The sequence below is a fragment of the Halococcus saccharolyticus DSM 5350 genome, from assembly GCF_000336915.1.
In the GTDB taxonomy this organism is placed as follows: domain Archaea; phylum Halobacteriota; class Halobacteria; order Halobacteriales; family Halococcaceae; genus Halococcus; species Halococcus saccharolyticus.
In genome coordinates this window covers 41,343-54,840 of the sequence record NZ_AOMD01000009.1, presented here as the reverse complement: position 1 = coordinate 54,840, position 13,498 = coordinate 41,343, and the positions used below count along the sequence as shown (strand labels likewise).

11 protein-coding genes are annotated in these 13,498 nt (G+C 64.5%); 10 read left to right on the top strand and 1 reads right to left on the bottom strand.

The genetic code is table 11. The annotated features are described in order from the left end of the window. The first annotated feature begins 146 nt into the window (after positions 1-146). From C449_RS02255 to C449_RS02220, 8 genes are all read left to right on the top strand, one after another. Positions 147-677 (top strand): NAD-binding protein, encoded by a 531-nt coding sequence (locus tag C449_RS02255; protein WP_006076260.1) that lies wholly within the window; start codon positions 147-149, stop codon positions 675-677. Beyond that, positions 677-2,854 (top strand): universal stress protein, encoded by a 2,178-nt coding sequence (locus C449_RS02250; protein ID WP_006076258.1) that lies wholly within the window; start codon positions 677-679, stop codon positions 2,852-2,854. The genes C449_RS02255 and C449_RS02250 overlap by 1 nt, the downstream gene beginning before the upstream one ends. Positions 2,855-2,898: 44 nt before the next feature. Further along, on the top strand, positions 2,899-3,411 hold the full coding sequence (locus C449_RS02245; protein WP_006076257.1) for an Lrp/AsnC family transcriptional regulator: 513 nt from the start codon (positions 2,899-2,901) through the stop codon (positions 3,409-3,411). A 249-nt stretch (positions 3,412-3,660) separates the two neighbouring features. Continuing rightward, a complete protein-coding gene (locus C449_RS02240; RefSeq protein ID WP_006076256.1) occupies positions 3,661-4,467 on the top strand; it encodes an SIR2 family NAD-dependent protein deacylase in 807 nt (268 codons plus the stop codon). A gap of 136 nt (positions 4,468-4,603) precedes the next feature. Beyond that, the gene (locus C449_RS02235) at positions 4,604-5,959 is read left to right on the top strand and encodes a Single-stranded DNA binding protein (protein WP_006076255.1); all 1,356 of its coding nucleotides are present in this window, start codon (positions 4,604-4,606) and stop codon (positions 5,957-5,959) included. Next, positions 5,956-7,611 carry a hypothetical protein gene (locus C449_RS02230; protein WP_006076254.1) on the top strand — a complete coding sequence of 552 codons (1,656 nt, stop codon included), beginning with the start codon at positions 5,956-5,958 and terminating at the stop codon, positions 7,609-7,611. The genes C449_RS02235 and C449_RS02230 overlap by 4 nt, the downstream gene beginning before the upstream one ends. Continuing rightward, positions 7,611-8,384 (top strand): metallophosphoesterase, encoded by a 774-nt coding sequence (locus tag C449_RS02225; protein ID WP_006076253.1) that lies wholly within the window; start codon positions 7,611-7,613, stop codon positions 8,382-8,384. Before C449_RS02230 ends, C449_RS02225 begins: the two co-directional genes overlap by 1 nt. A gap of 257 nt (positions 8,385-8,641) precedes the next feature. Next, a complete protein-coding gene (locus tag C449_RS02220) occupies positions 8,642-11,479 on the top strand; it encodes a DEAD/DEAH box helicase (RefSeq protein ID WP_006076252.1) in 2,838 nt (945 codons plus the stop codon). A 95-nt stretch (positions 11,480-11,574) separates the two neighbouring features. Here the strand turns inward: C449_RS02220 and C449_RS02215 are convergent, their stop codons facing one another. Further along, positions 11,575-11,820 (bottom strand): winged helix-turn-helix domain-containing protein, encoded by a 246-nt coding sequence (locus tag C449_RS02215; protein ID WP_006076251.1) that lies wholly within the window; start codon positions 11,818-11,820, stop codon positions 11,575-11,577. 87 nt (positions 11,821-11,907) lie between these two features. Here C449_RS02215 and C449_RS02210 point away from each other — a divergent pair, with 87 nt between their 5' ends. Beyond that, positions 11,908-12,633: a DNA methyltransferase gene (locus tag C449_RS02210; protein WP_338035204.1), complete on the top strand. Its 726-nt coding sequence runs from the start codon at positions 11,908-11,910 to the stop codon at positions 12,631-12,633. Then, a complete protein-coding gene (locus C449_RS02205) occupies positions 12,633-13,415 on the top strand; it encodes a DNA-methyltransferase (protein WP_006076249.1) in 783 nt (260 codons plus the stop codon). The genes C449_RS02210 and C449_RS02205 overlap by 1 nt, the downstream gene beginning before the upstream one ends. The last annotated feature ends 83 nt before the right edge of the window (positions 13,416-13,498 follow it).

Here is a 13,498-nt window from a genome sequence, read left to right as displayed (position 1 = left end):
AATACACGTCGGAGCTACGCGCTCGATCCCGGGACTGTGGAGACAGTAAGACATTGAAAGTAACGAACGTCTATTCACGAATCGATAATACATCGACTACCTTATCACGTTTCAGGATATAATATAGGCATCGGAAACGTTTCGTTATGGATGGGACCCATGCAGTGATACTTGGCGGTGAGGGGGCGGTTGGAGAGACACTCGCGGTGCAGCTCGCCAACGGTTCGCCAGCAGTGACGTTTCTCGCTGGCGACGCCCATGCGGCCGACCGCGCGGCTGAAGCGGGCGCTGACGCCCGCGTGGCCGACCCGAGCGAGCCAGCCACGCTCGACCGTGAGGACATCGGTGAGGCGGACATCGCCATCGTGACCTCACGCCAGGACAGCCAGAACCTGTTGCTCGCACAGTTTCTCCGTCTCCAGCGGACTGGGCGCGTGATCGCACTCGTGAACGACCCCGCAAACCTCGACGCGTTCGCCGAGGCCGGTATCGAGACCGTCTGTGCCTCGACGGCACTTTCGACCGCGCTCGATCGGCAGCGCCGTGGCGTCGAGGCAGTCGAAACCCAGTCCTCGTCAAATCGAGCGACTGCAGATCGGCGCACGGAATACGAGGAACCGACGGACGAACCGGAACGTGAACGACTCCGATCAGGCGGGGCGGGAGGCGACGCGTAGTGCCGAAGAGTCTCGAACGCGACCTCGGACTGATTTCGGTGCTCGCCATCAGCATCGGGGCGATGATCGGGAGCGGCATCTTCATCCTGCCAGCGGTCGCGGTCGGGTACGCAGGCCCGGCGGTCGTGCTCGCGTACGTTCTCGCCGGGATCGTCGTTCTTCCGGCAGCGCTCTCGAAATCCGAGATGGCGACGGCGATGCCCGAATCGGGTGGGACGTACATCTTCATCGAGCGCGGTATGGGGCCGCTCTTGGGGACGGTTGCCGGTATCGGAACGTGGTTTTCGCTGTCGTTCAAGGGTGGACTGGCGTTGGTCGGCGGGGTGCCGTATCTCCTCTATCTGTTCGATGTCCCGCCGACGATCACGACGCCGCTGGCGCTCACGCTTGCCGTCATTCTCGTGCTCGTGAATCTGCTCGGGGCCAAGCAGACCGGTCGCGTACAGGTCGTCATCGTCGCTGTGATGCTCGCCGCACTCGGCTGGTTTGCGGTCGGTGGGACGCCATCGGTGCAGCCGGCAAACTACGCGGGATTCTTCGAGAGCGGTATCGGGGGGATTCTCACGGCTACCGGACTCGTGTTCGTCTCGTACGCGGGCGTGACGAAGGTGGCGAGCGTCGCCGAGGAGGTCGAAAACCCCGAGCGGAACATCCCGCTTGGCATTCTCGGCTCGCTCGGGTTCACGACGGCGCTGTACGCGCTGATCGTGATCGTCATGCTCGGCGTCACCGACACGTCCGCCATCGCCGCCTCGGATGCACCGATGGCAGTCGCCGCGGAGGCCGCACTCGGCCCTGCAGGCGTCGCTGCCGTCGTGGTTGCGGCGCTGCTCGCGCTGGTGAGTACCGCCAACGCCGGTATCCTCTCGTCTTCACGATACCCGTTTGCGATGAGTCGGGACAACCTCGTTCCCCCGTCGCTCGGGCAGATCAGCGACCGCTTCAACACACCGAGCGCATCGATCACCCTCACCGGCGTCGTCCTGCTCCTCCTCATCGCGTTCGTCCCGCTCGAAAGCATCGCCAAGTTGGCGAGCGCGTTCCAGATCCTCGTGTTCGTCCTCGTCAACTTCGCCGTCGTTGCGTTTCGCCGCGGCTCGATGGAGTACGAGCCCACGTTCGAGGCACCGCTGTACCCCTGGATGCAGGGGTTCGGCGTCGTCGGTGGACTGCTCTTGCTCACGCAGATGGGGACCATCCCGCTCCTCGGAGCCGTCCTCATCACGGCCGGAAGCGTCGCGTGGTACTTCTGGTACGCCCGCGACCGCGTCGAGCGCGAGGGGGCCGCCGTCGATGCCGTCCGGCGTGAACTCGGCAAGCAGGCCGTCGAGCGCACCCGTACAGCCGTCAGCCCGACCGGCGAGAGCTACGAAGCGCTCGTTGCGGTCCCCGAAGACGTGGACCCATCACACGAGGCGGCGCTCGTGGACGTCGCTGCGGATCTCGCAGCCCCGCAGCACGGACAGGTGTCGGTCGTCCGATTCGACGAGGTGGCCGACCAGGTGCCTTTGGAAGCTGCCGCCGAGCAATCGCCCGCCGACATCGAGTTCGAGGAGCGGACGGGCACGCTCGCCACCGATGTGAACGTTCCCGTTCACGTGAGCGAGGTCGTGAGCCACGACACCCGCCACGCGCTAGCTCATCACGTGACCGAGACCGGCGTCGACACGCTGGTGATGGAACGGGAAGCAGGCGGCCTCCGCGACCGACTGTTCGGCTCCGACGCGGACTGGGTGCTCGAACACACCGACTGCGACGCGGTGCTGGTGGACGACGACGGCGAGGGACTCGGAACGGTCGACACCGTTGCCGTCATCACCGACGAGGGGCCGTACGACCCGGCGAAGATCGCCATCGCGGACGCGATCGCGACGGCCCACGATGCCGAGGTGACCCTCGAGTACGCTGTCGAGGAGTTCGCTTCCGAGGAACAGCAGCGGACGATCACCGACTACCACGAGGAGGTCGCACAGCTCTGCTCGGCACCCGTTCGAACCGGTGTCGTCGCCGATGGCGGGACCACGCCGCTCGAAAGTCGGGCGGCCGATGTCCTCGTCGTCAGCACCGAAGGACAGCGACTCGTCGCCGATGCCGACTGTCCGGCGCTCGTCGTCCGCCCGCGCGAGGCGACGAAACCCGGATGGCTCGGTCGTGTGCTCGAGCGCTGGCTACTGTAGCTGAACGACAAACGCTTTCGTGGGAGGGGCCGCGTACTCAATCCATGCCACAGCGCGATTTAGACGAGTTGGATCGGTACGTCATCTATCGGCTCCAGGAGAACGCTTGGGAGACCTCGGCCGCCGAGATCGCCGCGGATTACGGTGTCTCGCCGAGTACGGTCCGCAACCGCATCATTCGTCTCAGGGACGACGACGTCATTCAGGGGAGTCATATCGACGTCGACTACGAACGCGTCGGCTATCAGCTGTTCACCATTATCTTCTGTACCGCCCCGATCCCGAAGCGCGAACAGCTCGCTCGCGACACGTTGGAGATCCCCGGTGTGGTCTCGGCCCGGGAGCTGATGACTGGTGAAGAGAACATCCACGTGGTCGCCGTCGGGCGTGATGGCGACGACCTCAGCCGCATCGGGCGGGACCTCGCCTCGCTCGGTTTGGAGATCGTCGAAGAAGAACTGGTACACAACGAGTACTTCTGCCCGTTCCACTGGTTTGGGCCCGACGAAGAGGCTACCGACGACGCGTCGTCCCAGCCTGAGCCGAACGAGGAATGATCGACCACCGAGAATGACTCGCCGGAGCAGTGAAGCGAGGTGGACAGAGTTCGGCGGGCTGTGTCCGGGACTACACGGAACGGCAAACTGAGGCAACTTCACCGTCGCAATCGCCTGTCTTCTAAGTCACATAGAGTCGAACCTCAGCAACCACTTCGAACACACTTCCCAGATACGGATACCATAGTTATTCGAGTTAGTGTCGGAGACAGGCAGCGAACTTTTCCTCGCTCACCGCCATCATCTCCCATGACTGTCGACGCCGACGATCTCCGGTTTGCGGCTCGGGTCATCCGCGAAGCCGACACCGCGGTGGCGATGACCGGCGCGGGCGCAAGCACCGCCTCGGGAATCCCCGACTTCCGGGGCGACGACGGCCTCTGGGACCGACACGATCCCGACGATTTCCACGTCTCGCGGCTCGACCGCGATCCCGGGGGATTCTGGCGCGACCGGCTCGCCCTCCACGACGAGATCTACGGCGACGCCATCGAACCGAACGCGGCCCACGAGGCACTCGCCGATCTCGAATCCACGGGCCACCTCGATCGGGTCGTGACCCAGAACATCGACGGGCTCCACGTCGCGGCGGGCTCTGAAGGTGTCGTCACGATCCACGGTTCGGGCCAGCGTTCGGTCTGTCGGGACTGCGGACGGCGTGTTCCGGCCGAGCCCGTCCGCGAGCGCGCTCGCGATGGCGAACTCCCGCCACGGTGTGAGGAGTGTGAGGGCGTGCTGAAGCCTGGCGTCGTGCTGTTCGGCGAGTCCCTCCCCGAGCACGCACTGTTCGAAGCCCAATCGCTCGCCGAGCGCGCTGACGTCTTCCTCGTCGCCGGCTCGTCGCTCACAGTCGAGCCCGCGGCGTCGCTCCCCCGTACGGCGGCCGATCGCGGTGCGACGATGGTGCTCGTCAATCTGGAGCGCACGCCGCTGTCGGACCGTGCCGAGTACGACTTCCGGGCGGACGTGACCGACGTGCTGCCCCGACTGCGCGATGCGGTCGTGACGGGCGATCCGCACGACCCGAAAGACCCACCGGGGACGGGCCGGCCGTAGACTTCTGCGCTGGCCGCCGTCGCGTGCACGCAGCGTAACCAGCCGGTGGCGAGCCCACCGCACAGCCCGTTCGGACCCACGTCTACGCTGTGAACGGCGCGAACGCTTTTAGTTCGCCCCGCTCGAAACGAACGTGATGGAGCTCGACGATCATGCCGAGGAGCTCGCCTCCACCCTCGGCGTTGACAAAGCGGAGGTCAGAGCGGATCTCGAAAAGTTGGTGAACTACAGCGTCCCGATCGACGAGGCGAAGGACAGCCTCCGGCGGAAGTACGGCGACGGTGGTGGTGGCGGTGAGCCGTCGGCCAGGTCGATTGCGGACGTCTCGACCACCGATTCCGCGGTCGCCGTTCATGGGGTGGTCCTCACCGTCGGCAAGCGCTCGATCCGATACCAGGGTGACGACCTCGTGATCCGCGAGGGCGAGATCGCCGACGAGTCCGGGACGATTTCCTACACCGCGTGGGAGGAGTTCGATCTCACACCGGGTGACACGGTCGAGATCGTCGGCGCTGGCGTCCGTGAATGGGAGGGCAGCCCCGAACTCAACCTCGGTTCCGAGACCACCGTCGAGATCGCCGACGAGCCGCTCGACGTGCCGTACGATATCGGTGGCGACACCCACCTCTCGGCGCTCGCGCCCGGTGATCGTGGTGTCGCGCTCGAGGTCGCGGTCGCGGAGGTCGAACGCAAGACCATCGACGGCCGCGACGGCGAGACCGAGATCCTGAGCGGCGTGTTCGCCGACGGGACGGGACGACTGCCGTTCACCGACTGGGACCCGAACGACGCGATCGAGGAGGGGACGTCGGTGGGGATCGAGAACGCCTACGTCCGGGAGTTTCGCGGAGTACCGTCCGTGAACGTCTCGGAGTTCTCCACGGTGGAAGCGCTCGACCGCGCCGTCGAGACCGGTGACGGCGCACCACGAATATCCGTCCGCGAGGCGGTCGCCTCCGAGGGGCTGTTCGACGTCGAAGTGGCAGGCAACGTGCTTGAGGTTCGGGATGGCTCGGGGCTGATCCAGCGGTGTCCCGAATGCGGGCGCGTCGTCCAGAAGGGTCAGTGTCGATCACACGGCGACGTCGACGGCGAGGATGATCTCCGAGTGAAGGCGATCGTCGACGACGGCACCGACTCGCTGACCGCGGTGCTCGGGACCGACCTCACCGCCGCGGTGTACGGCGGCGGGATCGAGGCGGCGCGCGAGGCCGCCCGCGACGCGATGGATCAGGAAGTCGTCGCCGACGACATCCGCGAGTCGATCGTCGGCCGGGAGTTCCGCGTCCGTGGAACCCTCTCGGTCGACGACTACGGTGCGAACCTCGAAGCGACCGAGTTCGAAGCGTGCGACGACGATCCTGCCGACCGGGCCCACGAGCTGCTCGATTCGACCGACGCGGTGGCGGCCGACGGTGGAACGCTCGACGGCGTGTCGCATGACGGGACGATGGGAGACGGGGTTAACGAACCTCGACGGGGAGACGAATGAGTACCCGTCCACAGCGCGAGACCGCCTACCGGGTGTTCGCCGCGGAGTTCGACGACACGACCCTCTCGTACGCCGAAAGCGACGAGGAGCGCGCACCGAACTACGTCGTGACGCCGACCGGCGCGCGGGTCAACCGTCTCTTTGTGGTGGGCGTCCTGACCGAGATCGAGTCGGTGAACGAGGAGCAGCTCCGCGCGCGAGTGGTCGATCCCACCGGCGCGTTCGTGGTCTACGCCGGCCAGTACCAGCCCGAGGCGCTCTCCTTTCTCGAACGCACCGATCCGCCTGCGTTCGTCGCCGTCACCGGGAAGGCACGCACCTTCGAGCCCGAGGACTCCGATCGAGTATTCACCTCGATCCGTCCCGAGTCGCTCGCCGCGGTCGATGCCGCGACCCGGGACCGCTGGACGATCACCACTGCCGAGCGGACCGTCGAGCGCACCACGACGATGCGCGACGCGCTCGATCATAACGAGCGGGGTGACGCGCTCCGCGAGGCGCTCGAAGCAGAGACCGTCGAGACTGGCCTCGCGGCCGGTATCCCGCGCGCGATCGAACACTACGGGACGACGCCGACGTATCTCGACGCGGTGCGGGGAATGGCGCTCGACGCGGCGCGGGTGGTCGCGGGCGAGCGCGAGGAAGTCGGCTCGCTCACCGTCGCCCCCGACGAAGGCGATGCGCCCGAACCCGAGGGACCCGATCGCGACGAGATCGATCCCGACACCGCCGACGCGACCGATCGTGACGAAGCCGATCGCGGCGAACCAGCGGCCGCCGCGGCGTCGGACGACGACGCTACCGTCGGAGCCGAGTCGACGCCGACGGCCGAATCGTCCGACGAAACTCGGACGAACTCGGGGCTAGACTCCGATACGACGGCCATCTCGGACGATGAGAGCGAGCCCGTTTCCGGAACCGACGAACCGGCCACCGTGGAGACGACGGCCGAACCAGGCCAGGCGTCGGAGACAGACCGTGCGACCGACACGGACCGAGCGACGAGCGAAAGCGAGGTCGACGCCGGTGGGACGCCAACCGACCCATCCATCGAGGACGGCGAGCCGATCGGCGAAATGGACGAGACCGAGGCGAGCGTCGACGAAGCCGACAACGGGGCGGACGAGGAAGCTGCGGCCGACGTCGATCTCGATGACCCCGACGCGTTCGAACTCGACGACGAGGTGCGCGAGCAGGTCGAAGCGGAGTACGGCACCGACTTCGAGAGCGCCGCGGAGGTCGACGGACCAGGCGAGGCCGACATCGAGACGCCCGACCCTTCGGAGAGAGACGAGGAAATCGAGGTGTCCGATACGACCGACGAAGCAACGACCGAGGCCGACGAACCCGAACCGTCGGGAGCCGATGGGAGCGACGACGGCGAAGCTAGCGAAAGCGACGAAGCCGAGGCGACGGACGATGCCGAGGCTGAGGAGGGCAACGAGGTGGACGCCGACACCGAACCGGAAGAGGCGGTCGTCGCGGTGATGCGTGACCTCGACGACGGCGACGGTGCGGACCGTGAAGCGGTCGTCGAGCGCGTGATCGAGGAGTACGGGCTGACTCCCGACAAGGCCGAAGACGGCATTCAGGACGCGCTGATGAGCGGCGAGTGTTACGAGCCCGACGACGACACGCTCAAACCCATCTGATGGCGCGGGCCGAGTCCGGGCGCGTCGAACCCGTGCCCGGCGAATCCGTTGCCGTGATCGAGGGCGATGACGAGCGCGCACTCTGCGTGGCGGACTACCACGCCGGGCTCGAAGCCGGGCTGGGTCGACAGGGCGTCGAGCTTCCGAGCCAATCACGCGAGCGGCGCGAACACCTCCTCTCGTTGCTCGATACGACCGGTGTCGACCGCGTCGTGTTCCTCGGCGATCTCGCCCACGCGATCGGCGGCGCACGGGGAGCCGAACGCGACGAACTCACGACACTGTTCGCCGCACTCGACGGTCGGGCGTCGGTGACGGTCGTGAAAGGGAATCACGACGGCGAGATCGACTCGTTGGCCGACGATGTGGGGATCGAGATCGACGTGACACCGACCGACGGCACCACGTTCGGGGACGTGGGACTCTCACACGGCCATACGTGGCCGAGCCAGGAGGTCCTGGAGTGCGAGGTGGTCTGTATCGGCCACGAACATCCGACCGTGCGCCTGGAAGACGACGTGGGCGGGAGCCGGGCCGAGCGCGCCTGGCTCCGTGGTCGGCTCGCCCCGGAGCCGTTTCGCGACCACCACGACGAGGAACTCGCGATCGACGGCGAGTTGGTGGTGTTCCCGGCGTTCAACGATCTATCGGGCGGGACGTGGGTGAACGTGCCTGGCCAAGAGTTCCTCGCACCGTTCTTGCCGGACGGACTCGCGGAAGGCGAGGCGTACCTGCTCGACGGGACGCGCCTCGGCACATATCGGGACGTCTGAATCAGCATTCCCCGTTAGCCTATCGTGAGTGCACGCAATCGGCGGACGCTATCGCGCTGGGAATCGTAGTCGTCAACGAGGCCATTGCACTCAGAATCGAGAACAGCTCGATGCTGAGTTTCTCCGGCATCGTGGACTATGAGACCGTCGCCGACGTGGTGCGGGAACGACAGCGTGCGCTCGAAAACTGATCGCCGATTCTGCCGAAACGCCGACGAGACGGAGTTCTTAATCGGCTCGCGCTCTTTTCCACTCCAATGGCAGACAGCGAGGCCGCCGACTCTGCGGCGGCCTTCACGCATCTCGGCAGCGCTGTCAGGACGGCGCTCTCAGAACGCGGATTCGAGACGCCAACCGAGCCACAGCGCAAGGCGATCCCGCCGCTCGCCACCGGCCGAGACGGACTCGTGATCGCACCGACGGGGACCGGCAAAACCGAGACCGCGATGTTGCCGGTGTTCGACGCGGTCGCCGGGACGGAACGGTTCGGCATCTCGGTGCTCTACATCACGCCGCTCAGGGCGCTCAACCGCGACATGCGCGATCGGCTCGACTGGTGGGGCGATCAGCTCGATCTGGATATCGACGTGCGCCACGGCGACACCACCCAGTACCAGCGACAGAAACAGGCCGACGACCCACCGGACGTGCTCGTGACGACGCCCGAAACCCTTCAGGCGATGCTCACGGGCGAAAAACTCCGGAAAGCGCTTTCGGATGTCTCGCACGTCGTGATCGACGAGGTCCACGAACTCGCGGCGTCGAAGCGCGGAGCCCAGCTCACGATCGGGCTCGAACGCCTCCGCGAGCTCGCGAACGCGTTCCAGCGGATCGGGCTCTCGGCGACCGTCGGCGACCCCGGCGAGGTCGGCGCATTCCTCACCGGCGGTCGGGGCTGTGAACTCATCGAGGTCGATGTCGGCAGTCGACTCGACGTCAGGGTTCGCGAGCCCCACGTCACCGACGAGGACGAACGGCTCGCGGGCGAACTCGCCACCGAACCCCCGCTCGCGAGCCACGTCCGCGCGATCCGCGATCTCGTCGCCGACAACGAGTCGACGCTGATCTTCGTCAACACCCGCCAGACCGCCGAAGCGCTCGGTTCGCGGTGCAACGCGCTTGACCTTCCTATTGGAGTGCACCATGGCTCGCTCTCGAAGGAGGCCCGGATCGAGATCGAGGACGCGTTCAAGGCTGGCGAACTCGACGGACTCCTTTGCACGTCCTCGATGGAACTTGGAATCGACGTGGGACGGGTTGATCATGTGATCCAGTACCAGAGCCCTCGTGAAGTCGCCCGCCTCCTCCAGCGAGTGGGGCGGGCGGGCCACCGCGCCGACCGGCTTTCGTCCGGAACTGTGCTCACGACCCGGCCGGACGACACACTCGAAGCGCTCGCGATCTGCCGGCGCGCGCATGAGGGCCTCGTCGAACCCGCGGAAATCCACCACGGCAGCCTCGACACGGTGGCGAACCAGATCGCGGGGCTCGTGATGGACTTCGGCGAGATCGCCGCAGCGCGGGCCTACGAGATCGTCACTCGTGCCTATCCGTTCCGCGACCTCTCGCGCGAGCGGTTCAAAGAGGTCGTCCGCGAACTCTCGGGCAATCGGATCCTCTGGCTCGACGAGGAGGCCGACCGTCTCGAAAAATCGGGCGGCACGTGGCAGTACTTCTACGCCAACCTCTCGATGATCCCGGACGAGGAGACCTATACTGTGGCCGACATGGCCTCCGGTCGGACGATCGGCACGCTCGACGAGCGCTTCGTGGTCAACTTCGCCGGGCCAGGTGAGGTGTTCATTCAACGGGGCGAGATGTGGCGGATCGCGGAGGTCGACGACGAAGAGAGCGAAGTGAAGGTGAGCCCGATCGAGGACCCCGCGGGCGAAGTGCCTTCCTGGACCGGTCAGGAGATCCCGGTGCCGCAACCGGTCGCGGGCGAGGTCGGCGCGATTCGCGGACGGGCAGGCGAGTCATTTTCCGGGGGAGCGTCGCGAGATGGGGTGGCGCGCGATCTCGTCGATCGCTATCCGACTGACGAGTACACCGCGAGCGAGGCGCTCGGCCCGATCGAACGCCACGCCGAGACCGACGCACCGATGCCGACCGACGACCGGATCGTGGTGGAGTTCGAGAACCGCGACGCGGTGGTGAACGCCGCGTTCGGTCACACCGTGAACGAGACGCTCGGGCGCGTGCTGTCGGCGCTGCTCGGCCAGCAAACCGGCTCTTCGGTCGGGATGGAGATCGATCCCTACCGGATCGAACTTGACGTCCCCCGCGGCATAGCGGGTCGAGATATTGTCGAAATTCTCGAAGAAACCGACCCCGCACACGTTGAGGGGATCATCGAACTCAGCCTCAAGAACTCCGACGCGCTGAAGTTCAAGCTCGCCCAGGTCGCGGCCACCTTCGGCGCGCTCAAGTCGTGGCAGGGCAACGAGCGGTTCGGTCGGGATCGGCTGCTCGCGGCGCTCGAAGGCACACCGGTGTACGACGAGGCCGTCCGCGAGGTGTTCCACGAGGATCTGGCCATCGAGATTGCCGGCGAGATCCTCGCGGCGATTCAGAATGGCGAGATCGCGATCGAAACCCACGGCGGGCGCACGCCGATCGGGATCGATGGCCGATCGTCTGGCACGGAGCTACTTGCGCCCGAAAATGCCGATGCGAGCGTGATCGAGACGATCCGCGAGCGGATCCGGGAGGATCGGATGCGCCTGCTCTGTCTGCACTGCGAGGAGTGGGAGCGCACCCAGGAGGTGGGCCGGATTCCCGACCAGCCCGAGTGTCCGCTGTGTGGGTCGACCCGGATCGCGGCGCTCAACCCGTGGGCCGAGGAGGTCGTCGCGGCCGTCCGGGCCGACGAGAAGGACGACGAGCAGGAAAAGCAGACTCAGCGCGCACACCAGGCCGCGACGCTCGTCCAGAGTCACGGCAAGCAGGCCGTGATCGCGCTCGCTGCCCGCGGGGTCGGCCCGCACAACGCCGCCCGAATCATCGCGAAACTCCGCGAGAACGAGGACGACTTCTATCGCGACATTTTAGCCCAGGAACGCCAGTACGCTCGCACCCAGTCGTTCTGGGATTAATGTCTTCAGTAAACGAATTTTAATACACAGTACGTTTGTGAGTCTCGCTGCACTCCTCTGGGAAGAGAAGTCTCGCTCGCCAGTGCGGGATACTGTTAGCCAGTGGAGTCACCGATCTGATCGGCTTCAACAGTCAGTTCACCTCGCCGAGTGAGCTTATACATCCTCCTGCGACCGTCTTCGTGACTTGTGACGTAGCCTGCTCCTTCGAGCTGCTGCAAGTGTTCATACATTGTGCTCCCCTGGACGCCAACCTCGCTCGCGAGCGCGTATCCATGCCGGGGCTTGTCCGCGAGGAGAGCGAGGATGGTCCGTTTGGCGTCCGTCAGCGTCAAACTCATTCACAGAGATGTTTCTTTAGGTCGGTCATAAACTATACATACCTAATCACCTATGCCTAGGTAGAAACCTATGCATTCGGGAGTAGAATGAAGAACTCAAGTCACCGAGAACGAGAAGGGATAGATGATCGGATGTACTTCGTTGACCTCACTGCTTGTGTTTCTCAGGCGACTTCTATAGACGGTTTGCTAGATGAGACGAGTGGTCTCTGGTCATCTATCTACGACCGAATGAGCGATAGTGAGGTCCTCTGGGTCATTGCCCCAAACGACTACCGAGGCGGTCGAATGTGGCCTGCAGCGATGGCAATAGCAGACCATGCCAGAGGGGAGGCAAACCTTGTGCTGAAGAACACCATCACTGTCCATCGATGGGAAGACCGAGGGGCAGACATGGAGAGCGCATACGACGAGATTCTCTTCTTTGTCAAGAACAAGCGCGAATATCGGTTCGAGAAGGACCGAATACGTGTTGCACACGTCTACGAAGGGCACGAGTGGGGTGGGGAACGGAGGAAGGGCAATAGTGCATACCATGACCAGAAAGTGAGTCGGTACAATGAGAACGGCAAGGACCCAGGCAACGTCTGGCTCAAGGAAGATCGGACACAAACAGACAATCAAGAGATCGACGAAACGGGACCGATTCCCCTCGAAGAAGCAGTCCGTCGATGCGTTATCGTTGGTTCAGACGAGGGTGAGGCCGTCTACGTCATCAACGGTGGCGACAGCCTCGTGGATACGGTCACAGGCGAAGACCGGGTCGTTGAGAAACTCGCTCACACGAACCTTACCGGAGAAGTGACCAATTGATGCCAGACATCGACACCTTCGACCAGTTGGACGTACACTGGGGGTCAAGTGAGAATATGGAAGCCGTTGAGGACGGGTCAATCCAGTCTGTGATTACATCGCCCCCCTACTGGAACTTGAAGGACTACGGTCACGAGGACCAGATAGGCACGAACGATGAGTCATACAATCAGTATCACGACCGGATGCAGACAGTATGGAGCGAGTGTTACGACAAACTCGCCGACGACGGGACGATGTGGATTGTCGTTGACACCGTGATGGAGCGGGGGGACCTCCAACTCCTCCCATATCACATCGCTGAACGAGCAGAAGAGGTAGGCTTTGTTCTTCAGGACGTGGTCACCTGGTACAAGCCGACCGCCATCGCAGGGATGACCGCCCGGAACGTCGTGAACAAGAAGGAGTATGTCGTCTACCTCTCTAAGTCGAAGGGCCACAAGTTTCGTGAGGAGCGTGGTTCAAACGGTACTGAAGACCCCGCGGTGGAGACCGGACATCGGCTCGGCAATCTCTGGCGGCATCCAGTGAAGCGGGGGTCGGTCGGCACGAACGTCCTGCACAAAGCACCGTTCCCTGTCTCGCTCAGCAACCGAATCGTTCAGGTCTCAACAGATGAAGGGGACACCGTCCTCGACCCGTTCTTCGGAAGCGGCACGACTGCGTGCTCAGCTCTTGACCTTGAGCGGGCGTGCATCGGGTACGAGCTGAACGAAGAGTTCAGAGCTGTCATCGAAGAGCGTCTCGCCCCCATTCAGCAACAGTCGCTGGCCGACTTTTAGCGGACTTCGAACCAGCAGACAGCTAAACCCACTATCCACTCATCCGTGCGGTCTCGTTTCGTTCACCGAACTGAAGACCTATC